This is a genomic window from Serratia sp. JSRIV004, assembly GCF_019968705.1.
Taxonomy (GTDB): Bacteria; Pseudomonadota; Gammaproteobacteria; order Enterobacterales; family Enterobacteriaceae; genus Chania; species Chania fonticola_B.
Window position 1 is genome coordinate 2,421,551 of record NZ_CP074140.1, and the last position, 25,861, is coordinate 2,447,411.

The 25,861-nt window shown below is 51.9% G+C and carries 27 protein-coding genes and 1 tRNA gene; 23 read left to right on the forward strand and 5 right to left on the reverse strand.

Annotated elements, in window-relative coordinates:
* Position 1 precedes the first annotated feature (1 nt).
* The 10 genes from KGP21_RS11635 to KGP21_RS11680 are packed head-to-tail and all read left to right on the forward strand — an operon-like array spanning position 2 to position 10,407.
* Complete coding sequence (locus tag KGP21_RS11635; protein ID WP_223537880.1) at positions 2-910, forward strand: scaffolding protein; 909 nt, start codon at positions 2-4, stop codon at positions 908-910.
* Complete coding sequence (locus KGP21_RS11640) at positions 910-2,193, forward strand: P22 phage major capsid protein family protein (protein ID WP_223537883.1); 1,284 nt, start codon at positions 910-912, stop codon at positions 2,191-2,193. The genes KGP21_RS11635 and KGP21_RS11640 overlap by 1 nt, the downstream gene beginning before the upstream one ends.
* Positions 2,194-2,232: 39 nt before the next feature.
* Positions 2,233-2,553: a hypothetical protein gene (locus KGP21_RS11645; RefSeq protein WP_223538238.1), complete on the forward strand. Its 321-nt coding sequence runs from the start codon at positions 2,233-2,235 to the stop codon at positions 2,551-2,553.
* Positions 2,531-3,037 (forward strand): packaged DNA stabilization gp4 family protein, encoded by a 507-nt coding sequence (locus KGP21_RS11650; RefSeq protein WP_223537887.1) that lies wholly within the window; start codon positions 2,531-2,533, stop codon positions 3,035-3,037. Before KGP21_RS11645 ends, KGP21_RS11650 begins: the two co-directional genes overlap by 23 nt.
* The gene (locus KGP21_RS11655; RefSeq protein WP_223537890.1) at positions 3,009-4,436 is read left to right on the forward strand and encodes a packaged DNA stabilization protein; all 1,428 of its coding nucleotides are present in this window, start codon (positions 3,009-3,011) and stop codon (positions 4,434-4,436) included. Before KGP21_RS11650 ends, KGP21_RS11655 begins: the two co-directional genes overlap by 29 nt.
* Positions 4,436-5,491 carry a tail needle knob protein gene (locus KGP21_RS11660; RefSeq protein WP_223538241.1) on the forward strand — a complete coding sequence of 352 codons (1,056 nt, stop codon included), beginning with the start codon at positions 4,436-4,438 and terminating at the stop codon, positions 5,489-5,491. Before KGP21_RS11655 ends, KGP21_RS11660 begins: the two co-directional genes overlap by 1 nt.
* Before the next feature lies 1 nt (position 5,492).
* On the forward strand, positions 5,493-5,954 hold the full coding sequence (locus KGP21_RS11665) for a DUF2824 family protein (protein ID WP_223538243.1): 462 nt from the start codon (positions 5,493-5,495) through the stop codon (positions 5,952-5,954).
* Positions 5,948-6,601 carry a DNA transfer protein gene (locus KGP21_RS11670; RefSeq protein ID WP_223538246.1) on the forward strand — a complete coding sequence of 218 codons (654 nt, stop codon included), beginning with the start codon at positions 5,948-5,950 and terminating at the stop codon, positions 6,599-6,601. The genes KGP21_RS11665 and KGP21_RS11670 overlap by 7 nt, the downstream gene beginning before the upstream one ends.
* 9 nt (positions 6,602-6,610) lie before the next feature.
* Positions 6,611-8,071 carry a phage DNA ejection protein gene (locus KGP21_RS11675; protein WP_223538250.1) on the forward strand — a complete coding sequence of 487 codons (1,461 nt, stop codon included), beginning with the start codon at positions 6,611-6,613 and terminating at the stop codon, positions 8,069-8,071.
* A complete protein-coding gene (locus KGP21_RS11680) occupies positions 8,068-10,407 on the forward strand; it encodes a hypothetical protein (protein ID WP_371824852.1) in 2,340 nt (779 codons plus the stop codon). Before KGP21_RS11675 ends, KGP21_RS11680 begins: the two co-directional genes overlap by 4 nt.
* Before the next feature lie 17 nt (positions 10,408-10,424).
* Here the strand turns inward: KGP21_RS11680 and KGP21_RS11685 are convergent, their stop codons facing one another.
* Positions 10,425-10,919: a superinfection exclusion protein A gene (locus tag KGP21_RS11685; RefSeq protein WP_223538253.1), complete on the reverse strand. Its 495-nt coding sequence runs from the start codon at positions 10,917-10,919 to the stop codon at positions 10,425-10,427.
* Between the two features lie 9 nt (positions 10,920-10,928).
* Positions 10,929-11,249, reverse strand: coding sequence for an Arc family DNA-binding protein (locus tag KGP21_RS11690; RefSeq protein ID WP_223537906.1), 321 nt, complete (start codon positions 11,247-11,249; stop codon positions 10,929-10,931).
* A 116-nt stretch (positions 11,250-11,365) separates the two neighbouring features.
* Here KGP21_RS11690 and KGP21_RS11695 point away from each other — a divergent pair, with 116 nt between their 5' ends.
* The 3 genes from KGP21_RS11695 to KGP21_RS11705 all read left to right on the forward strand — a co-directional run bounded on the left by KGP21_RS11695 (position 11,366) and on the right by KGP21_RS11705 (position 13,022).
* Positions 11,366-11,539: an Arc family DNA-binding protein gene (locus KGP21_RS11695; protein WP_223537908.1), complete on the forward strand. Its 174-nt coding sequence runs from the start codon at positions 11,366-11,368 to the stop codon at positions 11,537-11,539.
* Positions 11,529-12,239, forward strand: a complete 711-nt coding sequence (locus KGP21_RS11700; RefSeq protein ID WP_223537911.1) for a P22AR C-terminal domain-containing protein — start codon at positions 11,529-11,531, stop codon at positions 12,237-12,239. Before KGP21_RS11695 ends, KGP21_RS11700 begins: the two co-directional genes overlap by 11 nt.
* A gap of 123 nt (positions 12,240-12,362) precedes the next feature.
* Positions 12,363-13,022: a Rha family transcriptional regulator gene (locus tag KGP21_RS11705; RefSeq protein ID WP_371824848.1), complete on the forward strand. Its 660-nt coding sequence runs from the start codon at positions 12,363-12,365 to the stop codon at positions 13,020-13,022.
* A gap of 44 nt (positions 13,023-13,066) precedes the next feature.
* Here KGP21_RS11705 and KGP21_RS11710 read toward each other — a convergent pair whose 3' ends face one another.
* Entirely contained in the window at positions 13,067-13,318 is a 252-nt protein-coding gene (locus KGP21_RS11710) for an Arc family DNA-binding protein (protein ID WP_223537916.1), read from the reverse strand.
* A gap of 144 nt (positions 13,319-13,462) precedes the next feature.
* On the opposite strand from KGP21_RS11710, the gene KGP21_RS11715 reads away from it, so the two are divergent.
* Positions 13,463-15,430: a phage tailspike protein gene (locus KGP21_RS11715; RefSeq protein WP_223538256.1), complete on the forward strand. Its 1,968-nt coding sequence runs from the start codon at positions 13,463-13,465 to the stop codon at positions 15,428-15,430.
* 354 nt (positions 15,431-15,784) lie between these two features.
* Positions 15,785-16,063, forward strand: coding sequence for an acylphosphatase (yccX, locus tag KGP21_RS11720; RefSeq protein ID WP_021181988.1), 279 nt, complete (start codon positions 15,785-15,787; stop codon positions 16,061-16,063).
* Between the two features lie 7 nt (positions 16,064-16,070).
* On the opposite strand, the gene tusE is transcribed toward yccX, so the two are convergent.
* Together tusE and yccA are read right to left on the reverse strand one after the other, a co-directional pair.
* Positions 16,071-16,400 carry a sulfurtransferase TusE gene (gene tusE, locus KGP21_RS11725; protein ID WP_024485653.1) on the reverse strand — a complete coding sequence of 110 codons (330 nt, stop codon included), beginning with the start codon at positions 16,398-16,400 and terminating at the stop codon, positions 16,071-16,073.
* 108 nt (positions 16,401-16,508) lie between these two features.
* A complete protein-coding gene (gene yccA, locus KGP21_RS11730; protein WP_071680629.1) occupies positions 16,509-17,168 on the reverse strand; it encodes an FtsH protease modulator YccA in 660 nt (219 codons plus the stop codon).
* 228 nt (positions 17,169-17,396) lie between these two features.
* On the opposite strand from yccA, the gene KGP21_RS11735 reads away from it, so the two are divergent.
* The 8 genes from KGP21_RS11735 (at position 17,397) to KGP21_RS11770 (ending at position 25,464) form a co-directional block, all read left to right on the forward strand.
* Positions 17,397-17,484, forward strand: a tRNA-Ser gene (locus KGP21_RS11735).
* A gap of 375 nt (positions 17,485-17,859) precedes the next feature.
* Positions 17,860-18,735 carry a polyphosphate kinase 2 gene (ppk2, locus tag KGP21_RS11740; RefSeq protein WP_209554654.1) on the forward strand — a complete coding sequence of 292 codons (876 nt, stop codon included), beginning with the start codon at positions 17,860-17,862 and terminating at the stop codon, positions 18,733-18,735.
* A 549-nt stretch (positions 18,736-19,284) separates the two neighbouring features.
* The gene (locus KGP21_RS11745; RefSeq protein WP_209522259.1) at positions 19,285-20,529 is read left to right on the forward strand and encodes an amino acid permease; all 1,245 of its coding nucleotides are present in this window, start codon (positions 19,285-19,287) and stop codon (positions 20,527-20,529) included.
* Entirely contained in the window at positions 20,526-20,804 is a 279-nt protein-coding gene (locus KGP21_RS11750) for an ATP-dependent Clp protease proteolytic subunit (RefSeq protein WP_223501268.1), read from the forward strand. The genes KGP21_RS11745 and KGP21_RS11750 overlap by 4 nt, the downstream gene beginning before the upstream one ends.
* A 162-nt stretch (positions 20,805-20,966) precedes the next feature.
* The gene (locus KGP21_RS11755) at positions 20,967-21,929 is read left to right on the forward strand and encodes an ABC transporter substrate-binding protein (RefSeq protein WP_223538260.1); all 963 of its coding nucleotides are present in this window, start codon (positions 20,967-20,969) and stop codon (positions 21,927-21,929) included.
* Positions 21,930-22,009: 80 nt separating this feature from the next.
* Positions 22,010-22,912, forward strand: coding sequence for an ABC transporter permease (locus tag KGP21_RS11760; protein WP_021804858.1), 903 nt, complete (start codon positions 22,010-22,012; stop codon positions 22,910-22,912).
* Entirely contained in the window at positions 22,909-23,703 is a 795-nt protein-coding gene (locus KGP21_RS11765; RefSeq protein WP_021178434.1) for an ABC transporter ATP-binding protein, read from the forward strand. The genes KGP21_RS11760 and KGP21_RS11765 overlap by 4 nt, the downstream gene beginning before the upstream one ends.
* 162 nt (positions 23,704-23,865) lie before the next feature.
* Entirely contained in the window at positions 23,866-25,464 is a 1,599-nt protein-coding gene (locus KGP21_RS11770; RefSeq protein WP_223538263.1) for an ABC transporter substrate-binding protein, read from the forward strand.
* Positions 25,465-25,861 lie beyond the last annotated feature (397 nt).

Consider the following 25,861-nt stretch of genomic DNA (forward strand, 5'->3'; position numbering starts at 1 on the left):
CATGGACACAACCACCGAAATTCAGGCAACTGAAGAACAATCCCTGCCCGTTACCCAACAGGCGGCACCTGTAGTTAATCAGCCAGACGTTAATGCCAACTCTGGCGAAGGGCAGGAACAGGGCTTCGAGATTGTCCTGAGTGGCGATGAGAAACAGAAACAAGACCCGGCAACCAACGCGCAATTTGCAGCGAAACGTCTGGAGCGCAAGCGTCAACGTGAGCTTGAGCAACAGATGGAATCTGTGAAGCGTGGCGAGGTGCCGGAGAACCTACGGGTTACCCCTGAATTGCCAAAGCAGCCAGACGTAAACGACTTCCTTTCGGATGAGGCGCTGGCTAAGTACGACTATGACCAATCTCGCGCCCTGGCGGCATTCAGCGCCGCTAATAGCGATTGGCAGGTCAAGGCTATGGATGCTCGCAGCAATGGCGTAGCAGAGCAAGGCCGCAAGATTCAGGAGTTCACCCAGCAGTCAGCGCATTACGCCGATGCAGCCCGCAAGCACTATGACGCGGCGGAAAAGCTCAACATCCCTGACTTCCAGGATAAAGAGGACGCATTCATGCAGTTGGTGCCGCCGCAAGTTGGTGCCGACATCATGGCGCTTTTCCCTGAGAAATCCGCCGCGCTCATTTACCACCTGGGCTCAAACCCAGAGAAAGTTCGTGGCCTCCTGGCTATGAACGGGCAGCAAGCGCTGATTGAACTCACTCGGATATCAGAACGTTTAACTCTCAAGCCTCGCGGTAAGCAAGTATCCGGCGCACCTGCGGTTGATGAGCCTATCAATGGCTCAGTCACTGCGGCAAACGTGGCCTCTCTCCAGAAGAAGATGGAAGAGGCCGCAAGTAAGGGAGACACGGAGACCTACCGCAAGATTAAAAATCAGATTAAAGGAATCAAATAATGGCTCTTAACGAAGGTCAAGTAATCACCTACATGGTCGATGAGATTATCGAGACCGTGGAAAACCTCACGCCAATGGCTCAGCGCGTTGGCAAATACACACCGCCAGCTGGTGACATGCAGCGTTCACAGAACACCGTGTGGATGCCGCTGGAGCAAGAAGCACCAACACAACAGGGCTGGGATTTGACCGGGCAGGCTACCGGCATCCTGGAGCTGTCTGTTAAGTGTAACATGGGCGTACCGGATAACGACTTCTTCACACTGCGCGCCGATGACCTGCGTGACGAGCGTTCACTGCGTCGCCGCATCCAGGCATCCGGCCAGAAACTGGCTAACAACGTGGAAACCTCGATCGCCAAGCAAGCGGTTGAAATGGGCTCCCTGGTTGTTACCAGTGCTGACCCTATCGGCTCAGCAACTACTGGCTGGGATTTCATTTCCGAAGCGGAAGCACTCATCTTCTCTCGTGAACTGAATCGCAGCTCTGGCTTGTCTTACTTCTTCAACCCAACCGACTACCGTGGTGCAGGGCAGGATTTGACCGGCAAAGACTTTTTTGGCCGCATTCCTGAAGAAGCATACAAGTCAGGCACCATCCAGCGCCAGGTGGCAGGCTTTAACGACGTGCTCCGCTCTCCGAAAATGCCAACTCTGCCAGCTTCAACGGCGACCGGCATCACTGTGGCTGGTGCGCAGAAGTTCAAGCCTCAAGCGTGGGTTGCTGATACCGATGGCAACCGTGAGAACGTGGACAACCGCACCGCAGTGGTTACGCTGAGCTCCGGCACTGGCCTGAAGCGTGGCGACAAGATCTCCTTCACCGGCGTCAAGTTCCTGGCTCAGATGGCGAAGAACGTGCTGACTCAGGACGCGACTTTCTCAGTCGTTGCCGTGAACGGTGCGCAGGTAACCATCACGCCTAAGCCGGTAGCTCTGGATGACACAACCCTGCTGCCGGAAGAGAAAGCTTACGCCAACGTTAATACCTCCCTGGCTGACACAATGACGGTGAACATCCTGAACACCACGACCGCACAGTCAAACGTGTTCTGGGCTGATGATTCTATCCGCCTGGTGTCTCAGCCGATCCCAATCAACCACGAATTGTTCTCTGGCATGAAAACCCAGAGCTTCGCAATTCCAAACGTTGGGATTAACGGCGTCGTGGCCTATCAGGGCGATATCAGCACCCTGACCGGCAAGTGCCGTATTGCGCTGTGGTATGCGCCGACAGCGGTTCGGCCGGAAGCAATCGGCGTGGGCTTGGCAAATCAGGCATAACCAAAGGGGCTTCGGCCCCTTTCTTATTTGGAGCAGAACATGACACAGATGGTATTTCGCCATGGCGACACAAAGAAATGGAAAGGCGTCGGTTATGACTGGGCGATCATTCCAAAGGATGAGGTGCAGGAATATCTCGATGCAGGCTGGTTTGCACATCCGGATGAATTGTTGAAATCATCTGCTGAGCCTGAGCCTGAGCCTGAGCCTGAGCCTGAGCCTGAGCCTGAGCCTGAGCCTGAGCCTGAGCCTGAGCCTGAGCCTGAGCCTGAGCCTGAGCCTGAGCCTGAGCCTGAGCCAAAGAAGAAACCCGGCCGCCAAAAGAAGGTGAGCACTGATGAACCTGACAACGAAGGGTGATCTGGTTAATGCGGCCCTGAGAAAAATCGGCATCGCATCAAATGCCACGCTGACCGACGTCGAGCCGCAATCAGTCGAGGACGCTGTGAATGACCTCGAAATGATGATGGCAGAATGGTACGAGGACGGGAATGGGATCGACGTTGGCTATCTGTTCTCTGCTGATGATGTTGCGCCAGACCCTGGTGATGACCACGGCTTGAAAATCGGACACCTCAGCGCCGTTTATCACAACCTCGCTGTGCGCATCGCCCCCGATTACGTGATGGAAGCGATGGGGAAAGTTGTCGCCACCGCCCGTTACGGCAAAGAGCTTCTCGTTAAATCATCAGCGGCCAGCAAGGCCAAGAAAGCCAAAGCCCAGGCAGGTTATCCGAATCGCATGCCAATCGGCTCTGGTAACCGGCTATTAACGCTGAACGGCCATAACTATTTCCACAATAGGGATGAAGATAATGCCGACGACTCAACTCCCCCTGGCTAAAGGACTCGGAAAAGACTACCGCAACGCTGACTATGTTGATCTGCTGCCGGTGAATATGTTGGCGACACCGAAAGAAGTCCTGAATGCGTCCGGCTATCTAAGGTCGTTTCCTGGCATAGCCAAGCGGTCGGATGTCGCTGGCACATCGAGAGGGGCTGAGTTCAACACAGTTCAGAGCGTGGTTTATCGGGTGCTTGGCGGGAAGATTTATAACGCCAGCACCGAGCGCGGTGATGTAGCCGGGAGTGGTCGCGTTAGCATGGCACACAGCGCCACCAGTCAGGCTGTAGGCGCTAACGGTTCAATGACGCTATATCGCTATGACGGAACAAATAAAACACTACAGAACTGGCCTGAGAGCATCGGTGATGTGACATACGCCCAGTACGACATTGGCTACGTTCGTGACATATGCCGGGCAAGGGGGCGATATGTGTGGGTGAAGAATGACACTCAACTGTTCGGCGTCACAGATTTAGAGGACGAGTCTCATCCTGACCGCTTCCGTCCGTTCTATAGTGCTGAGTCTCAGCCTGACGGGATTATCGGCTGCGGCGTGTGGCGTGACTTTGTGGTGATGTTTGGCAGCAGCACCATTGAATACTTCTCTCTGACCGGCGCAACAGATGCGACGTCCGCAATTTACGTTTCCCAGCCATCACTGATGGTGCAGAAGGGAATTGCAGGAACCTATTGCAAAACTGAGTTTATGGACTCATTTGCATTCATCAGCAACCAGGCTACCGGTGCGCCTTCGATTTATGTCATCAACTCCGGCCAAACTCAGGTTATTGCCTCTGCAACGGTAGAGAAGATTTTACGGGAATACAGCGCGGATGAAATTGGGGCCGGAGTTATGGAAACGGTGCGCTTTGATTCACACGAGCTATTGCTAGTTCACTTACCACGCCATGTGCTTTGTTATGATGCATCTGCTGGTCAAAACGGTGCGCAGTGGTGCATTTTGCGCACAGGGCTTTTTGATACTGCACATCGCGCTATCGATTATATGTATGAAGGCAATCAGATCAGCGTTGGAGATAAAAACGAGCCTCAAACAGGTGCGTTAAAGTTTGATTCTTCAGCTCAATATGACAAGCAGACCGAGCACCTGCTGTTTACCCCGATGTTCAAGGCCAATAACGCCAGGGTGTTCGACTTCGAACTGGAAGCGGCTACCGGGGTATCGCAATTCGCTGAGCGGTTATTCATCTCTGCAACCGCAGATGGCTCTAACTATGGCCGAGAGCAGATGATTGACGCCAACGCACCGTTTATATACGACAAGCGCGTCCTGTGGCGTCGTATAGGCCGAGCTCGCAAGAATATCGGGTTCAAGGTTAGGGTAATTACTCGCTCTCCTGTGACGCTCTCAGACTGCTCTATACGGGTGGAATAATGGCTGATGACAACTTAAACGTGCCTGTCATCGTGCAGGCCACGCGCATTGACGCAACGCTACTCCCTAAAATCTTCTCGCAGCCTTACTTTCTCTACGTTGTTCAGCAGGGAACAGACCTGGGTAATGTAGCGGGAAAGGCAAACGAAGCCGGGCAGGGGGCCTGGGATGCTCAGGTGAAAAACGACGAGCAGGATTTGGTACTTGCTGACCATGAAGTACGCCTGGATGCTGCAGAAGCAACTCTGATTAACCATGAGGCGCGAATTACCGCAGCAGAAGCGACGCTGGTAAATCATGAAGCTCGCATCACGGCAGCCGAGGCTGAGCTGGCCGACCACGAAACACGCATCACCCAGAACACGACCGACATCGCAGCCCTCACCGTGAGGATGGTGACTGCCGAAAGCGCCATCACTGGCTTGCAGACCAACGTTGCCACGCTGACAACGCGAGTTACCACGGCAGAGGGCAATATTGTCACCCTGCAAACGAACCTTACCGCACTGACAGTGCGTGTAACGACTGCCGAAACCAATATCACCAACTTGCAAGCCAGCGTGACGTCGCTACAAACGCAAGTGACAGCACACGGTACACGCTTAACCGCGCTGGAATACAAAACCACGCGCAAGAAGTCAGAACTTACATTTACCGGTATATCACTCAACATCCCGACTACAGCTACGAACCTGGTCACGCTACTGAAGGCGTTAACGCCAACATCAGGCACCTTCACGCCGTTCTTCGACACTACCGCCGACAAGATGGTCGTTTTTAACGAAAACAAAACGGTCAACTTTAAGCTGTCGATTATAGGTACATGGACCGGCGGGACGACAAACCGGTCTATGCAACTGACATTCTCTGGCGCGGTTCCCGACACTCTCGTTGTCAGCCGAAATGCTGCTACAACGAATGACAATGTGTTGATGGCGACATTCTTCAGCGTTGACCAGGGCGGCTTCCTAGCGACTAACGGCAGCACGATGACCATCCAATCCAACGGCTCAGCCTTCACGGCCACCACCATCAAGATGATCGCGGAGCAGTAGCATGGAAATCAAGCTAATCGACAACCCAGTTAAGTTGCAGGCGTTCCTAAACGACCAGGCTAACACGGGCAATATAGTGGACAACGGCGATCACTACTTCATTAAACCAGATGCTGTTTACCTCGGCATCTATGAAGGCTTGATGCTCGTCGGAGTGCATGAGGTGCGAAACTTCTGGCACAGCGTTGTTGAGTGTCACGCCATCTACAATCCCGGCTTCCGTGGTCAGTATGCGCTTGAGGGTCACCGGCTTTTTTGTCGCTGGCTACTGGCGAACTCCCCATTCACAAACAGCATCACGATGGTGCCTGACACCACGAAATACGGTCGAGCGATTATCCGACTGCTCGGTGCTACGCGAATCGGCCATCTTGATGACGCCTATCTCAGCAACGGCCATCCGGTTGGCGTAACGCTTTACCAGCTCAAGCGCTCCCAGTATGAGGACATGCAAAAATGCTAATTTTCCAACTAATGAATAAGGTGCGTGATCGCGCTGTGCTCTGCAAGGGTGGTGGCGACAATGGCGCTGGAGCTCAAGCGGATGCGACTCGCGAAGCAACGGCGCTTCAGCGTGAGATGTGGCAAACCAACATGCAGAACCTTGCGCCATTCACACCACTGGCGCAGCAGTATGTCAGTCAGTTGCAGGGACTATCATCACTGCAAGGACAACAGTCAGCGCTGAGTGATTATTACAACTCGGGACAGTTCAAGGACATGTCTAATCAGTCGCGTTATCAGCAGCTTGCATCTGCAGAAGCAACTGGCGGGCTTGGCTCCACTGCTACCGCCAACGGCCTGGCTGCGATAGCTCCCATGCTTGGGCAGAACTGGTTAAGCGGACAGATGAACAACTACCAGAACCTGGCCAACATTGGCTTGGGTGCCCTTCAGGGTCAAGCAAGTGCGGGTCAGAACTACGCAAATAACACCGGGCAGCTTCTCCAGCAGCAAGCATCATTATCAGCGGCCAATGCTAATCAGCCGTCAAAGTTTGGCGGAGCATTGCAAGGAGCGGCAGCCGGTGCAGCGGCAGGTACAGCGATAATGCCCGGTTGGGGGACGGCCATTGGGGCGGGTGTTGGTGCTCTTGGCTCATTGTTTTAAGGTGGGATTATGGCTACTTGGCAGCAGGGTAATTCAGGCAGTTTCCTAGCAGGGATTGGGTCAAACAATACCAACGCCCCACAGGCTAGTGATATTAATGCCACGCTTGGCATGATCCGTGACAATAACGACCGCGCACGGGCAGGGGAGAATAACCTCGGTATGCAGCTGGCAAACGCAACGGGGTCAATCTTCAACTCCTGGAAGCAGGGCCAGCAACAACAGCGGCAAGGTGAATTCCAAAAGGCCTATGCGGGTGCCTATGCTTCAGGCGATAGAGGGGCCATGCGCCAACTGGCTGCCCAATACCCAGAGCAATTCGAAGCCGTACAGAAGGGCATGGGATTTATCGATGATGACCAGCGTAACACCGTAGGCAGCTTGGCGGCATCAGCGCGGCTGGCGGCACAGTCTCCTGAAACAATGGGGAAGTGGCTACAGTCTAACGCTGGTGAGCTAGCCAGAGCAGGCGTAAACCCTGCTGACGTGGCGACAATGTACCAACAAAATCCCCAGGGCTTTGGGGAGTTTGCAGATCATCTTGGCATGGCAGCCATCGGCCCGGAGAAATACTTCGAATTTCAAGATAAGGCTGTTGGCCGCGACATTGATCGCGGAAAGCTAGCCGAGCAGGTGCGCAGCAACAAAGCCGGTGAAGGGCTACAGGCTCGCGGCCAAGATATTCAGATTCGCGGGCAGAACATTAGTGCTCAAAACGCAGCGCGATCAGCAGGCGGCTCAACTCCTGCGTCGGTTCGCGAGTATCAATATTTCAATAGCCTTTCCCCTGAGCAGCAGAAAACCTATCTTCGCGTAAGAGGTCGGCCAGACGCTGGCGGTGACAATACTGTTCAGTTAGCTGATGGCAGAACTGTTAGCGTATCTGGAAAGCTGCATGGCTCAGGGGCTAATGCCTTCTATGAGGGCATAGATGACTCTGGGAATATGGTTCGAGTGCCAGCCAGTGCAATAGCCGCACCAGCGACATCGGCAGCAAACGCGCAGAACTATGCAATGAAAAAGGATATCGACACGATCGCCAACGCCGACTCAAACCAGCTTGACTTCATGACTGGTATGACAGGCGGCACGGGGAGCCCAGCGCTCGGCGCTGATGTGCGAAGTCGTATCACCGGCAACAAAGAGCAGAGGCAGCTTTATAATGCTACCCGGCGCATCCAGGGGCGGATGCAGAACCAAGGCGTTGCGGCTGCAAAAGACATGGGGGCGAGCGGCATAAACACTATCGCCGAAGCAAAGTTGTACTTCCAAAGTATGCCGCAGCTTGATTACTCCAGCCCTGAAGCCATGCAACAATCTCTGCGAGATATTCAGGAGTACACAGACATAAAAAATAAAGAATACGAGCTAAAAATCAGCGGTAAGAAGAGCCAGTTACCCACTGAGCAATCTCAGCAAGCACCGGCCCCTCAGCAACAAGCGGGCTTCTCCAGTCTATGGGGTGAATGATGGCCAAAGCATGGAAGGATGTAATCGCATCCCCTCAATTTCAACAGTTACCACCGGATCAGCAGGCGGCGGCGCAAGATCAGTATTTCAATGAAGTTGTCGCCCCACAAGCTGGCGACCAGGCTGAAGCCGCCCGTCAGCAGTTCTTTGCCGCATATCCGCCCGCAGCTGCAGCGCAGTCACCGCAAGAGCAAACACAAGCGCAGAAAATCGGGGCTGGATTCGCAGAAACTGGGAAGGCATTGCTTCAGGCTGGTGTGAATGTAGCCAACATTCCTGCTGAGATTGCCGATGCTTTCACCAGCGCGGGCTCGTGGGCGGCCAACCAGCTCGGAATCGGTGACGGCACATACTCGCCATCACCGAGACTTACCACCCAGGGCATTGCCTCTGGCGTAGGCTTGCCACAGGATGCTCTGACGCCACAGTCGACCGAAGGGAAGATCTTCGCTGAAGCATTGCCTTATCTGACTCCTGTATCGGCATCACGCTTTGGTGCTGCAGCCCCGACGCTGGCGGGAAGGGTTACCCAGGGGGCATCACGCCTACTCGCAGAGAACGCCACCGGAGCCCTGGCGGCAAACAGCGGTGAAAATGGCTCTATGGGTGGGGTGCTCCAAGACCTGGGTATTGGTGTCGCTGCTGGCGGAGCAGTTAATCTTGCGGCGAAAGGAATTGGCGCAGCCGCGAAAGCCTTCGGGAATCGCGGGGTAGAGGCCGCAGGGGAAAACCTGCGAAACGTAGTGACTCAAGGGGCGCAATCTTCCGACCTGGGAGCTACCGCCAGAACCATAGCGGAATCCCCAGAATCTTCCCTATTGTCTCGCAATGTGAGCGTACAAGGTGCAGGTGGCGAATCGGCAAGTGTAACTCCACAGGCATTTCGTGCCGCCGAAGAGGTAAGGCCAAATCAAAGCACCATTGATGCAGCTAAGCGCCTGGGGTTGGAAGAGCAGTTACTTCCTTCCCACTTCTCTAAAAACCCAACATACCGGGCCATAGAGCAAGGGTTGAAGTCAGTGCCAGCAAGTCAACTCGCTGCGCAGGAACATGTAGCGATAAACGCCCTGGCTCAAAAGGCTGATGACCTGATTGAGGTTGCTGGCGGAACGTCAAACAAGGTAGGACTCTCCGATAAGTTTAAAACGGAGTCCATAAAAGCTATTGACGATCTTACCAAGAAATCAGATGCCATCTACGGTGAAATCAGCAGCAAAATACCTGCCAGAGCGCCATCTGTAGCAACGAACACCATTTCAATGCTGAAGAGTAAGGCAAAAGATCTGGGTGGCATAGAGAACCTATCACCGGCTGAGAAGATGATTTTCTCCAAGCTTGGTAAAAAAGGCAGCACTCCAACCTATGCCCTGCTCGATAACACCCGTAAACAGATCGGCGCGGCAATTAGTAAAAACGAGGGGCCGTTCAAAGACCAGACATCAGCCGAACTGAAGCAGCTGTATGGTGCGATAACTGATGATCAGAAGGTTGTTGCGGCGGCTCATGGCATGGGGGACAAGTGGGATGTGGCTAAAGGGCTGGTTTCACAGCGCAAGCAGCTTGAAGACCACATGGTCACTGCTCTGGGTAAGGATCTCGGCGGCACGTTTACATCTCGACTCTCCCCAGCCATTCAGGGGCTGAGAAAAGGTAACGTTCAGCAGTTCAACACACTGATTGCAGCAACGCCGCCACACATGCGGCAGGAGGTTGTAGCGTCTGCGCTGAATGACGCCTTTACGCTGGGTTCAAGAAAAGAGCAGCAACTCAACATCCCTGGTTTTGTAGACTGGTACTCTGGGGCTAAGCGCAGCGGGGCACTTCCTGCTGTGACAAAGCATCTTCCGGCAGATGCCGCTAAGCGCCTAGACGACATTTATGCAGTTGCTAATGGCATTCGTGTGGCTAAGTCAAGCGAGATATCGACCGGTAGAATTCAGTCGCTTCTCGACCAGTTCGACAAGGATGGCGGGATGATCTCGAAGGTGTACAACATCGGAAAAAAAGCGGCAGCAGCTGAAGGGGTGACATCTTCATTGGGTGCTCCTGGTATTGGCACCGCATCTGTCATCGCCTCAACGCTCGCCGGAAAGAAAACGGCGCGAACTGTAGCTGCAGATCAGTTGATTGCTTCCAGTAAGTTCAGAAATGCAGCTCGCCTGATGGCTTCAGGAGACTCAATCCGATTGGCCTCTGCGCGAGAAGGAGTTCAGAAGGCGCTGACCAGAAGCAGAGAGTATCAGCGCTGGGCTGCCACTCTCGATAATCCGACGCGGCAGGCCATCGCCAAGGTTGGGCTGTTGAATTGGCTCGGAGGTACGGCAGAAGAAAAATAGTAATCAGCCACGGATGGCTATTCCAATGTTTTTGCATACGACTTATTGAATGATGATGCCTCTGTTGGATACCTTCCAAATAGTATTTTTACAATTACAGATAACACCAACAGAAATATATTGATAGTCAATTGTAAAATCATCGGCATCCACAGAAGAACTGGTTCGACATTCCAAAAGTCAAAAATACGCCCGAAAATCATGGATAAGTATAGGATTGTAATTGCAGCACTAAGAAAATAGATTGTTACTTTGAAAGCAAACCCGATTGCATCAGTTATTCTGTTTTCAAATTTTGAAGGTGAAAATTTATTCTTAAGATAATCAATAACAAGCCCGGAATTTTCTGGGCGTTGTGAGTTCTTACCTATAGCTATCGATATTTCTGAGAATCGTGCATCAAGCCTTCTCCTTTCAAGGTAATTAGAGAAGAAAATCCATGCGATTTGCATTGCAATACCTATCACCATGGTAGCCGCAACAAGTAGTGCAAAATACATCGAATCACTCATCCCAACCTCCTATGACTTTGCCTTTGGCACAAACTCGAACTTCTCAGATAGAGATTTTACAGCAGATTTCAGCGCTTCTTCAGTAGCAATGTTAACAATTTTACTCAACTGTTTCTCTGACATGATCACCGTGTCAGCCTCTTTCTCGGGCAAAAAGTCATCATCCCACGCTATGACCTTGGCTTTGAGAGCATCCTCTAGGATTTGCACGATCTCCGAGTTCATCGACCGCCCGTTAGCCTTGGCTCGCTCGGCTATGGCATCACGCATTCCGTCAGGCATTCTTACCGTAAATCGCTCGATAAAATTCTGGTCTTCTTTTTCAGTCATTTTCATGGGCCGTAATTATTTATGCAAAACAAGGTAGCATCATATTGACATCACCCACAATGACATCATAATGATGTCAGGCATCAAAATGATGCTATCAGAAAAGGAGGCAGCAAATGCAAGATGTACTTTATACCGGGCGCAAGAACGATAGCTTTCAGCTTCGCTTGCCTGAGCGCATGAAAGAGGATATCCGCCGCATGGCAGAGATGGATGGCATTTCGATTAACTCTGCGATTGTGCAGTGTTTGGCGCGTTGCTTGCGTGAGGAAAGGGCGAATGGTCAGTAAAAACAGCGAAGCCCAGAAGTGCGCTAACACTCTGGGCCTCTCATCGAACAAATCCGACAAAGGAAATATCGACATGCACATTGTAGCAAAATCAGACTTCAACTTCCAAGGTAAAGCATTGGTTCCTGTTTCTAACATCACTGGCACATGGCTTACCTCATCGGATCTTGCGAAAGCGCTGGAGTACTCAAACAGCCGCGCTGTAACGATGATCTACAACAAGTACGCCGATGAGTTTTCCAGCGGGATGACTCAGGTACTCGAAGTGAGTACCTCAGGAAACTACCGCAAAAAGGTTCGCGTTTTCTCCTTGCGCGGCGCACACCTGATCGCCATGTTCTCCCGCACCGATGTAGCCAAAGAGTTCCGCCGCTGGGTGCTGGATATTCTGGACCGAGAAGTTGCGCATTCACCGATAGCAAAACAGTTCACAGATGAAGAGCTGATTAACCTGTCCTATATGTGGATCTGGATGGATAAAAGCCAGCGCGTGAGCAAGGCGATTTACCCGGCAATGAAGCAGATCGGCTCTACCTTCTCTGGGTACTTTTACGACATGGGCCATGAGACACGCTATATGACAGAAAAAGCACGTGAAGCGCTGATCCGTGAGACGGCAAATATCGACAAGAACGGCATTCACGCATGTCACGCAGCACCAATGCTGGACAAGCTGAACGGTAAAAAGGAGTTGCACTGATAGGCGTATGGGATGACGCAAATAAAAACCGCCAGTGTGGAGCTGGCGGCCGTGTCAAAACTGAAATAGGAAATCAATATGACTTCATTAACTGTAGCAAAAGCAAGATCTGTTGTCACTAAAATGTCAAGCCGTGAGATTGCGGCGCTGACCGGCAAGCGTCACGATAACGTCATGGCAGACTGTCGGAAAATGCTGGATGCGCTCAATCTTCAATCTCCTGAGTTCTTAGGAGATTACCAAGACGCTAAAGGGCGTACCTACCAAGAGTTCTGGTTAGACCAAGACCTGACACTCACACTGATGACCGGCTACAGCATCCCCTTGCGTCATAAGGTGGCAAAGCGCTGGCGTCAACTGGAAACCGGAGAAACTCTGCCGACCAAAAGCAATAGCGGCCTGCCTGAGTATCGTCGTGCTCGCACACTGAAGATGTCGGTTGAGGCGGTAACTAGTCTGTTTGACCTGATGCCACACCTTAGCCCAGAAGCCAAGCAGTGCGCAGCGGCGAACATCATCAATCCCGTTGCTGGCTTTGATGCCATCCCGCTGCCGGTTATCGAAGAGCACTATCATACAGCTGGCGAAGTTGGCGAAATGCTGGATGTGTCAGCCAACAAAATCGGTCGCCTCGCAAATGCGAACAACCTCAAAACTGAACAGTACGGCAAATTCTTCTTGGACAAGTCGGCGCACTCAAGCAAGCAGGTCGAGGCGTTCCGCTACAACGCCAACGGGGTAGAGGCGCTACGTCATCTCATTCACGGTGCTGATGTGGCATAGTATTTACAGAAGGCAAGACCATAACCTAACCCGCCGCGAGCGGGTTATTTTTTATCAGCATACATCTGCACGAGCGTTTCGAAAACCATCTTCTTGACGGTTTCAGCCTGCTGATCGGCTAACTTTTCCGTGTCGCTCCGGTAGCCTGCAACGGGTGACGGCTGCGCAAGGGCATCACGTACGATCTGCACAAGTTCGGCATTGAGAGAGCGGCCGTTCAGTGACGCACGTTGCTTAACCTTATCTTTCAGTTCTTTTGGTAGGCGCAAATTGAATTGCGGGTCATCTCTGGCCATAAGTTGATACCTCACACAAGGTGGATCGGCATCATATGATCTACTGTTTTTATTCACAATAAGACCACTGTGGTCTGAAAACCATTAACAAAAACCACTGCAAGCCGCGCCTTGTGTGGCTTCCACACGCCTGGAGAAAACTAAATGGCCGATCCTATCGTCCCCAATGTTGTTGTATCAATGCCGTCACAACTCTTTACGCAGGCAAGAGCATTTAAAGGAAATGCTAAGGGCAAGGTTTATATAGGCCTAATCGATACCGACCCGACAATCCCAGAAAATCAGATCCAGGTATATCTGCAAAACGAAGATGGAAGTGTTGTGCCAGTCTCGCAACCGGTTGTCATTAACGCCGGTGGTTATCCGGTTTATAACGGGCAAATCTCAAAATTTGTGACCGTAGAAGGCCACAGCATGGCTGTATACGACGCTAACAATGTGCAGCAGTTCTACTTCCCTAACATCCTAAAGTACGATCCTGACATGCTCAGGCAAGCGCTGATAGCGCCAAATGGTACAATTAACGTTGGGTTTGGGGACTCGCTGCTAACCTCTTCAATCCCGTTAACTCTCGAATACTTTGGCGCGGTCGGCAATGGAACCGCAGATGATACTGAAGCTGTTAGCCGAGCGATGCAGTGGGTTACCGGTGGAAGCAACCGGCACTTAACAAGCGGGAAAGGCACCGGATATCGGCTAACGTCAACTGTCGTTGCAGATTTTGCGGGGCGTGTTGAGTGTTCAGTTATTATCAAAAGCCCATTCTTGCCAGCTAATGGCATCGGGACTGCGCTCAAGTTCGTCAATACTCGCGACAGCGTATTCTTCTTCTCCGTGCATGGCGGCGGCGGGGCCTCATCTTCTCCAGATTACTCACAGGCAGATCCAGTTTCTGTGCAGCAGGCCTTTGTTTTCCAGGGGGTGCGCAGCTGTGACATCAACGTGAGAGGTTACAACTATAAAGGGAGATTGCTTAGAACTATGCTTGAGCAATCAGGCCAGCATAAAACATCAGCAAACAGCATCGTGATCTACACGGGAGAGAATGGTGAATCCTGCGGCCAAGCTTTATATGCAGAAGGTTCTAGTAACTGGGGGGCAATCCGCGAATGGTATAGCAACTGGGATGATTTCGGATCCGTTCTTCATGAGGTTGAGGATGTTTCTATCTTGCACCTGGAGGCGGGTTGGGCAAAAAATAATGGTTTAATCCTCGAAGGGGTGGGTAGCTTGCACGGCGTTGTACTGAATATCGGCAACGAAGACGCATCATCAAACATTAAATCCGTGTGGGTGAAGAAGTCAGCATCAGGCAAGCAGTGTCGCCGCCTTGTCATGCTTGATTTGCTTATTGCGGGGCCATATGACGGGCTGTACATCGAAAATGATGGCATGGCATCTTCAGATATCGCCAGTTACATGAAGATCACAACATCGAATTCACGCCGATACGGGGTTTACGCCAACAACAGTCGTGACACTAAATTTATCCATGGATCAACAGGCGATTACATCCCGGTGCGTTACAGTGGTAACAGCTACGGAACCACATATGAGCTGAACTCTGCTACAAGCCGTCTGCAAGCTATCCAAGTGGACTCAGATGCGCTAAACGCAACGTTTAGCGGTCATATTTTCTCTTCTGGATTTGCGCTTACTGGGTCGCCTTGCATTGCGTGTGATTCTGTCAGCAATAATATCCGCTTTGATAATATGCATGTTCAAACACTGACGTCTGTGAACAACGCGGGGGCTTATAAGCTAGTTACCAACAATGGCGTACGCATCACCGGCGGGAAGATTGAGCGTGATAATCCAGCGGTAACGCCTATTTTTGTTAGCAACATCATGCCATTTAGGGCTTTTGATGTTATTGGTTTCGTTAATAGAGGTAGCGGTGCGACATTTATCCCTGCTGGGGCTCTGTTTGTGGATGTTTTCCACGGCATGAGTGTTAGGCCAACAACTGTTTCGCTGACGCGCTCCGCAAACTTTACAGCGCCGATCCGTGTAGATCTCATAACGAATGACACATCATTCAAAGTGACTGTAGATGCAGCAATGGGGGCGGATGCTTACTTCTACTGGTCTGCTGATGCACTTCATTCTTAATGTAAGTTTGATGACTTGGTTGTGTGAGGGGTAAAAAATTACCGCAAAGCAACTCTCAGGAGTCGGGAGCCAGTTTGCGGTAATGCTTTACTTTTTCAGGTCACTATCAGGTACTAACTTACTGATTCATAGTGACTGCAATTGATGTAAACCAATGCAAAAAATAGCACAAAGTTTAATCTAGATTGCTTTCAACCAATTGAATTAAATGATGATTTATGATTTCGTCACGTCCTTTGGCAAGGATCAAGCGTGCGGTCATAATTAAGTATGCTGCCAGATAGAGAAAAAGAGTGACACACTCTGGGCATCAGCGCAGAGAATGCCTGTAATGAAATCGATCAGGAGCCGATTATGACACAAGTTTGTATTGCCGCGTATGTCTATGGTGTGGTGCAGGGGGTAGGATTTCGCTATAACACTCAACACCAGGCTACGGCTTTGGGGTTAACTGGCTATGCGCGTAATCTGGATGATGGTAGCGTGGAAGTGCTGGCCTGTGGCGAACAACAGGCCGTTGACCAACTGATGGCGTGGCTGAAAAGCGGCGGCCCACGTAGCGCTCGCGTTGACCGCGTGCTGGTGGAACCGCGTGGGGTTGCCGAATATAAGGGCTTCAGTATTCGCTATTAACCCGTAGCTAGATACACTTCACCGGTTTTGGCAACCCGGCGATCTTGGTCGCCTGTTTGGCCGGGCCTTTCGGGAACAGGCGATACAGGTAGCGGCTGCTGCCTTTCTCTTCGCCGTATTTTTGCGCCATCGCCTTGACCAGCATGCGAATGGCCGGAGAGGTATTAAATTCCTGATAGAAGCTACGCACAAAGCGTACGACTTCCCAATGCGCTTCGCTCAGTTCAATCTCTTCCTGTGCCGCTAACAGTGGGGCCAGCCCTTCGTGCCAGTCGGCGCTGTTTTTCAGGTAGCCCTGGGCGTCAGTTTCAATCGTCTGACCTTCAAACTCCAACATACAGCCTCGGTGATCGGTAATTCATTGCGGGCCACAGTCTAGCAAACTTTTGCTCCGGCAAAAATAAAGCCCCGCATTGCGGGGCTCAGGTCAAAACAAAGTGCTGTATCAGTTGCTGCGGGCGAAGCCCAGAATGCTCAGCAGGCTGATAAACATGTTGTACAGCGAAACATACAGGCTGACGGTGGCACGGATATAGTTGGTTTCACCGCCATGAATGATGTTGCTGGTTTCCCACAACATGGCACCGGCAGAGAACAGAATAAACAGTGCGCTAATGGCCAGGTGCAGGGCAGGGATCTGCAAGAACAGGTTGGCGATAACCGCCACCAGCAGCACTACGAAGCCCGCCATCATCATGCCAGACAGGAACGACATGTCTTTACGGGTGGTCAGCACATAGGCCGAGCAGCAGAAGAACACCACTGCGGTACCGCCCAGCGCCAACATGATCAGGTCACCCGCGCCAGCGTTCAGGAACGAGCTCAGGATCGGGCCAAGGGCGTAGCCCATAAAGCCAGTGAAGGCGAAGGCTGCCAGAATACCGGCAGGGCTATTGGCCAGCTTATGGGTCAGGAACATCAAACCATAAAAGCCGACCAGCATTAACAGCAGCCCAGGAGCCGGTAAGCCCAGCATGGTGCTGGCGGTTGCGGTCAGTGCGGAAAAGGCCAGCGTTAACGACAGCAGAAAATAGGTGTTACGCAGGACTTTATGCGTGCTTAGCAAAGAGTCGTGCGAGGAGGATGAGACGACAATGCGGTCCATATGATCTCTCTTATCAGGTCATCACAAAATTGATCATGATGATAGTGCAGTGCAAGCCATTGATTAAAGTTTGTTTACCATTCTTTACCCTACGTGACTACTAGGGTATTGCTGCCCCCGGATTGTTGATTTCTTCATCGGTCAGCTTGCAGATGCCGTTTTTTCGTTCGGTTGAACGGTTTCAGGCTTTACAACGGGATCGGCTGTGTTTATAGTTCGCTGCATTACGGAGGGGTGGCCGAGTGGCTGAAGGCAACGGTCTTGAAAACCGTCGACGGGAAACCGTTCCAGAGTTCGAATCTCTGCTCCTCCGCCATATTATGAATGACCCCAAGCTCAAAAGGCTTGGGGTTTTTCGTTTTATGCTATCCAGTAAATATACCATCCGCTCCAGATCGGCCAAAGGTAGGGATAGGACGGTATGCAAGTTATTTAGCTATTTGTTTCTCCATCAACAGCTTGTTTCTCTCCGTGACCAATGCAACTTTTCCAACAACAGTAGACATAATGAAGCGGCCTTCCGTTCGCAGCATGAAGAAATAACAACTACGATATGGTATGAGATGAGACCACGTGGTTGCTCATCGGCTCCTGACTCCTTATCCGTCCTGCATACGCAGCCCTCCAAGCGCTGTGAGGGGACGCTCAACGTCTGGCTAGCGTCATATTGATGATATTGTGGGGTAACTTCATGACTAACGGAAAGAAAAACAAAATCGTACCCGATGCCAGTCTTGCAAAAGAAAAGAACCCCAAGCGCATATCAGGCAAACGTGTGCCACAAGGAAAAGGCACGGTAAAAATCCCGGAAAAAAAATATCAGCAAGAGCTCAGGTTGTTACACGAAGAACTTGTCCATTTACAAAGCTGGGTGATTGCCAAGGGGCTGAAAGTTTGCATCGTGTTTGAGGGACGCGATGGGGCTGGCAAGGGCGGTACGATAAAAGCACTGACCGAAAGAGTCAGTCCACGAGTGTTCCGTGTTGTTGCCCTTCCTGCCCCAACCGAACGTGAAAAAACCCAAATGTACCTGCAACGCTACATGCCTTACATGCCAGCAGCAGGAGAGGTCGTTATCTTCGATCGTAGTTGGTATAACCGAGCTGGCGTCGAGCGAGTTATGGGTTTTTGTACGCCAGAGCAGACGCATCAATTTTTGGAGACGGTTCCGATGGTGGAACGATTAATGGTGGAGTCTGGCATAATTCTCATCAAATACTGGCTGGATGTAAGCCCAAAGGAACAAGAGCGTCGACTGCGTGCACGTATTGATGATGGCCGCAAGACATGGAAGCTTTCAGAGATAGATATCCGTTCTTTCGAACTCTGGGACGACTATTCCCGAGCCAGGGACGACATGTTTGCTGCCACAGACAGCCTTTGGGCTCCCTGGTTTGTTGCTAATTCAGAAGACAAAAAACGGGTTCGACTAAATGTTATCCACCATTTTTTGCAGCATATTCCCTACAAGCGGTTGCCAAAAACGAAGATTAAACTGCCTAAACGCAAAATCGGAAAATATCAGTCACCAGACTATCCTTTGAAACATATTCCTGAGATTTATTGAACAAAGAAGCCATGCTAATTCATGGCGATTTGCTGTTAAAAAACTCATGGCGTTTTTATCCATTGAGCACAAAAGCTGACGGCAAAAACGATGAGCCTGTAAAATCAGAGGGCTGACGGGTAGTGACGGAATAGGGCTGATATAATGGGATTGTTATGAAATGATGTTGGTTATCCTAACCTCAGCAGGCGAACCATTTGACGACTTTCCCACACTTTTTTATGCCCTCTGATCACGTCCTGCAAAAATCCTCGTACACACCAGCCAGACAATAATCGCCCGAAGCACAAAGATCGCTGGTGCGGCTCGCCTCATAAAGCCGCGATGCCGCTTGCCATCATGCTGTTCGCTGAATCGCTGCAATAATAATTCCCCCTTAAAGAACACAATTGGATCCCTCAAGTAATCGTGATTGGCACTCGTTTATAGGGCCGTACACTGTATAACCAAGTGAGGTTGTTTCATTTTTGTGAATGAAAAGTAACAGCCAACCCTCTAGACGCTAACTTTTCCTGGTCATTAACGCTACCGGGTATCAAAGGATGATTTATGTCTTGCGAAAACATCGGCATTTCCCCGGCATTAGCCGCAGGGGAACGGACTCTTGCACCCGTCAAATCACTGACTTTCCTTGAAGGGGTCGCAATGATCGTCGGCACTAATATCGGTGCAGGCGTGCTTTCTATCGCGTACGCTTCCAGTAAAGCAGGTTATTTACCTTTGCTATTCTGGTTGGTACTGGTTGGCTGTGTAACCACCATCTCTATGCTGTATGTCGCTGAATCCACCCTTCGTACCCGAGAACATCTGCAGCTAAGCGGCTTGGCCCAGCGCTATGTCGGCGGTTTTGCTTCATGGGTCATGTTCGCTTCAGTATGTGTCAATAGTATCGGCGCGCTTACCGCTTACATGTCTGGTAGCGGCAAATTATTGCAATCCCTGCTCGGCATTTCGCCTGCGCTCGGCAGCCTGCTGTTTTTTATCCCAGCGGCGTTGGTTCTGTATCTCGGCTTGAAGGCCATTGGTCGTGGCGAAAAGTTTATCAGTATCGGCATGGTTGTCATGTTGAGCGCTCTGGTTATCGCGACGCTATTGAAAGAGACCACCCAGATGCGCAACCTGCTTGACGGTGATTGGCTCTTTATGGTGCCCGTGTTCAGTGTGGTGGTGTTCTGTTTTTCTGCCCAATATATTGTGCCTGAGATGGCGCGTGGTTTTGCGAATAAGCCAGAACAACTTCCCAAGGCCATTATTGTCGGGATGGTAACGACTTTTGTGCTGTTGGCAGTGGTGCCGATGTCGGTGATCGCGCTCAGTGGGTTGGGTAATATTTCTGACGTGGCGACGATCTCGTGGGGGCAGGCGCTCGGCCAATGGGCTTTCTTCTCTGCCAATATCTTTGCGCTATGTGCCATGCTGACATCCTACTGGGGGTTGGGCGGCAGCTTCGTGAGTAATATTTTCGATAAGTTCAGGTTGGGGGACGACGAACGGCCGTTGCGCCGCTTCGGCGTGTTGATGGTAGTCGTTTTGCCACCGTTCGCGCTGGCCTACAGTGGTCTGGTTTCTTTCGTCAATGCGTTGTATTTCGCCGGTGTCTTCAGTGGCGTGATCTTGTCGATCATGCCGATACTGATTTTGCGGGGCGCCCGCAAAAATGGCGACCGGGTACCGCTCTGGCAATGTAACTGGATCACGCATCCGCTGTTGCAGGTGAGTATTGTACTGCTGTATCTGGGAAGTGCGGTCTATGCAATTGCGTCACTGTTTGGTTATTTGCCGGCTGGCTGGTGACTTTTGCAAGGCTGCTGGGGTTGTCTGACGAGTCCTCCGCGCCGATTAATTTCCTGATTTGTTCACCTGGCGGCCATGTAGAATCGGGTGATGTGATCCACGATGTCATCCGATTTATTAGCGCTCCGGTGAATATGATCGGCAGCGGTTGGGTAGGGAGCGCCGCGGTTAATGTGTTCTTATCGGTGCCCATTACCCGCTCGCTACGCGGGTTGTGGGCGCTGTTTAATGGCCTACGCATCGAACAACGAGAGGCCAACAGTGGCGGATTGTGACCCGAATCACTGCCCCATGTAACCGGCCCGAGTGTTTTCTTCTCATTCTGTATGTTAACCACATGATAACAAAACGTTATCCGATAGATGGCGATAAAACACTGTGCTAGGATGATTAATCACCCCCTCTGGCACCCACGCCAACTTGAAAAGGATATGACCATGCCTTTGAATAATAAAAATATTTTTGTAGCTCTCGCCGCCGCTTTATTTGCTGTCAGCAGTTACGCGGTTGCGCCGAAATCCGTGGCGATCCTCTCTATCGTTGACCATCCGGCATTGGATGCCACCCGTGATGGGGTGATTGATGAGCTAAAGGCTGCGGGGTATGACAAGGATAAGGTCAAGGTCCAGTTCCAAAGCGCGCAGGGAAATACGGCCACCGCTGGGCAGATTGCGCGTAAATTTATCGGTGACAAGCCCGATGCGATAGTGGCGATTTCAACGCCTGCGGCGCAGTCCGTGGTGGCGGCTACCAAGACCATTCCGGTGGTGTTTACCACGGTAACCGACCCGGTGGCGGCCAAGCTGGTCAGTAACTGGCAGCCGAGTGGCACCAACGTTACCGGCGTTTCAGACAGCGTAGCCATTGGCCCGCAGGTCGATCTGATCTTGCAGGTTAAACCCGATGCCAAGCGGGTCGGTATGGTCTACAGCCCAGGGGAAGTCAACTCGACGGTGGTGGTCAAAGAGCTGAAAGATGAATTAACCAAACGCGGGATGACGCTGGTTGAGGTTCCTGCCGCACGTACCATCGACGTAGCCCCAGCGGCCAAAAGCCTGGTAGGCAAAGTCGACGTGATCTACACCAATACCGATAACAACGTTATCTCCACCTACGAGTCGCTGGTCGGCATTGCCAATCAGGCTAAAATCCCGTTGATCGCCGGTGACAATAGCGTTGCCAAACGTGGTGCAGCTGCGGCGTTGGGGATGAGCTATTACGATCTGGGCCGTCAGACCGGTAAAATTGTCGTCCGTCTGTTAGAGGGCGAGAAGCCAGGTGCAATAGCTCCTGAGGTAGGCAATAAGCTCAGCCTGAGCGTGAACCCTGCCGCCGCCCAGAAGCAGGGTGTCACTCTGCCAGCGGAACTGGTGCAATCAGCACAAGAAGTCATCAAATAACGATCTGCGTTGAATGATGGTTTACATCGGGTGTAAATGGCCTGCCGCAGGTGGCGGGCCAAGCTGTTTATGAGGTACGCATGTCGTTAATTTCCCTGATGGGCGCTTTGGAGATCGGCCTGATCTTTGCGCTGGTCGCGTTGGGCGTATTGATCTCCTTTCGCTTGCTCAATTTTCCCGATTTGACGGCCGATGGCAGCTTCCCTTTAGGGGGCGCGGTTGCCGCGGTGATGATTGTCAGCGGTTATAATCCCTGGCTGGCGTGTTTGCTGGCGGCTATCGCGGGTGCCGGTGCCGGCTGTTTGACGGCCTGGCTGCACGTGCGGCTCGGTATTTTGCAACTGCTGGCCAGCATTTTGGTGATGATTGCCCTGTATTCCATCAACCTGCGCATTATGGGCGCGCCAAACCTGGCCCTGATCGGCTTACCCAGCGTTTTCACTCCTTTCATCAGTCAGGTTGAGGACAACGCCTGGCTGATCCAGCCGTTATTGCTGTTGTTGGTGGTGGTGGTCGTCAAACTGGCGCTCGACGCGTTCCTGACCTCAGAAGTCGGCCTTGCGCTGCGGGCTACCGGAGCGAATCCGCGGATGGCGCGCGCTCAGGGGATTGCGACCAGTCGGCTGACGGTGATCGGCATGGCGGTGTCCAATGCGCTGATAGCGCTGGCGGGGGCGCTGTACGTACAGACTCAGGGGGGCGCGGATATCTCCATGGGGATCGGCACCATCGTCGTCGGGCTGGCGGCGGTGATCATTGGTGAGACACTGTTGCCTGCCCGTAGCCTGTTCCTGATCACTATGGCAACCCTGTTAGGGGCGTTGCTGTACCGCCTGATGATCGCACTGGCCCTGAATGCAGACTTTATCGGCTTGCAGGCGCAGGATCTGAATCTGATCACCGCGCTACTGGTTACGTTGGCGCTGGTCCTGCCGAAGTTGAAACAAAAATTGAAAAGCAAGCGGGGGAGGCAGCCATCATGATGCGTGCCGAGCAGTTGTTTAAAACCTTTAACCCTGGAACCCCGCTGGAGAACCCGGTATTACGTGGCCTGTCTTTGAACATTGAGGCAGGGCAGTTTGTGACGGTCATTGGCAGTAACGGGGCAGGGAAGTCTACGCTGCTCAATGCGGTCAGCGGTGATATTACCCCCGATCGCGGCCAAGTGTTTATTGATGAACAGGACGTTACCCTGATGCCCGCCTGGCGTCGTGCCGGTATGGTTGCCCGTGTATTCCAGGATCCACTGGCGGGAACCTGTGAGGGGCTGAGCATTGAGGAGAATCTGGCACTGGCTCTGCAGCGCGGTCAAACGCGAGGATTTCAGCGAGCGGTCAAGAGCAAACAGCGGCAGCTGTTCCGAGACAAGTTGGCCACGTTGGAACTGGGGCTGGAGAATCGTTTAGGGGATCACATGGGCCTGCTGTCTGGCGGGCAGCGTCAGGCGGTCAGTTTGTTGATGGCGTCGCTACAGCCTTCTCGTTTGCTCTTGCTGGATGAGCATACCGCCGCGCTCGATCCTAAAACGGCGGCTTTTGTGCTGGCGCTGACCGACCGCATTGTTGCCGAGCAGCAATTGACGGTACTGATGGTGACGCACTCCATGCGCCAGGCTTTGGATCATGGCCATCGAACCGTGATGTTGCACCAGGGGCGGGTGGTGCTGGATGTTGTCGGTGAGCAACGGGCGAACATGCAGGTTACCGATCTGTTGGCGATGTTTGAGAAAACTCGTGGCGAAAAGCTGGATGATGATGGGCTACTGCTGAGCTAAGGGTGTTCACTTTGTTGGGGCGTGGCATTGCTGCGCCCGTTTAGCTGAATAAAACAGCAAAAACAACGGTTTTGGCATAACCTGAGAGCAATTGGTTATTTGCCTGGGTTCCCCGTCCGTGCTGAGATTGTCGCCTGAAAAAAGTCAAACAAGGCGATGACCATGTCTACAGGGAAAACGCTGCTCGCGCTGGCGCTGAGCACACTCTTACCGGCAAGTGCTGCCATGGCTGCGGCCAACGATACGCTGATTTATTGCTCCGAGGCGTCACCGGAGTCGTTCAACCCGCAGATTGCCAGCTCTGGCCCAACGTTCGTTGCCAGCTCGCAGGTGCTGTATAACCGTTTAATCAATTTCGATCCGGTTAACAACACGCCAACGCCGTCATTGGCAACCGAATGGAAAATTTCCCCAGACGGCAAAACCTACACCTTTACCCTGCGCCAAGGGGTGAAATTCAACAGCAACAAAAACTTCAAGCCGACCCGCGATTTTAATGCTGACGACGTAGTGTTTTCGGTGTTACGCCAGAAAGACGCCAATCACCCATACCACAAGGTATCGCAGGGCAATTACGAATATTTCCACGACGTAGGTCTGGATACGCTGATTAAGGAAGTGAAAAAGCTGGACGATTATCACGTTCAGTTTGTTCTGAGCGAGCCGAACGCCGCGTTTCTGGCCGACTGGGGGATGGACTTTGCGTCGATCCTTTCTGCCGAATACGCCGATGCGATGCTGAAAAAAGGCACGCCAGAATACGTGGATACCTGGCCAATCGGCACCGGCCCTTACGTTTTGCAGCAGTATAAAGTCGATTCACTGATCCGCTATGCTGCCAACCCTAATTACTGGGATGGAGAGGTGCCGACCAAGCATCTGATCTTCTCCATAACGCCGAACGTACAGACGCGCCTGGCGAAACTCCAGACCAACGAGTGCCAGATTATCCCCGCGCCGGCTCCGGTACAGTTTGATGAAATCAATAAAAACAAAGACCTGACCCTACATAAGGTGGATGCACTGAACGTCGGTTACTTGGCATTTAACACCGAGAAAAAACCGCTAGATAACGTGTTGGTACGCCAAGCCCTAAACTACGCGACTGACAAAAAGGCGATAGTTAACGCGGTGTTTTTAGGTTCTGCCACGGTGGCGAAATCGCCGTTGCCGCCAAATATGCTGGGCTTTGATAAAGACCTGCAGGATTACGGCTACGATCCGCAAAAAGCCAAGGCGTTGCTGAAACAGGCCGGGCTGGAAAAAGGCTTTGAGATCACGCTGTGGTCAATGCCGGTGCAGCGCCCGTATAACCCGAACTCCAAGCGTATTGCGGAAATGCTGCAAAGCGACTGGGAAAAGGTTGGCGTGAAGGCGAAAATCGTCTCTTACGAGTGGGGAGAGTATCTCGCCGGTATGCGTAAGGGCGAGCATGACACCGCACTGTTTGGCTGGATGTCTGATAATGGCGATCCGGATAACTTTGCCGAGGTGCTGCTGGGTTGCAACAGCATCAAAACCGGCTCGAATGCCGCGCGCTGGTGCGATAAAACCTATGATGATCTGGTACAGCAGGCCAGGTTGACTAGCGTCCCTGCCGAACGAGCAAAACTCTACGGTCAGGCGCAGGAAATCTTCTACCAGCAGGCTCCGTGGATTGCCCTGGCGAATGGCAAAACCTTCTATGCCACGCGCAGCAACGTCAGTAGCTATAGCGTCAGCTTGATGGGCAGTGATTTTTCCAAAGCCAAACTGAATTAACTCAAGACAAGCCGTATCTTCTTCCGGGATTTAAGAGGGCATTTTACATCTTCCTCTTAAATCTTTGGAGAAGAAGGGGGCACCACATCATCGGCGTTTTTCCGGCATTGGATTAGGCCTCGTACAGCGGCTATCAACCTTACACATTTGCTTATTGAGGGCTCCATTCGCCAGCTCTCGCAAACCTGCAAAAGAAATTCCTGGCTATATAGGGCGGATCAAGCCTGGAAAAGAAATATAAAAATAATGAATATTATTCTGAATTATATTTTCTCGTTCAATTAATTAAGTGACTTTTGAACCAGCCGATCAAGCGTACAGCGGATTATCACTTAATTTGACAGGGGGAATATTCAGGCGTATAGGTTGTTAATGTTTTGTTGTGAATTAATTTCGT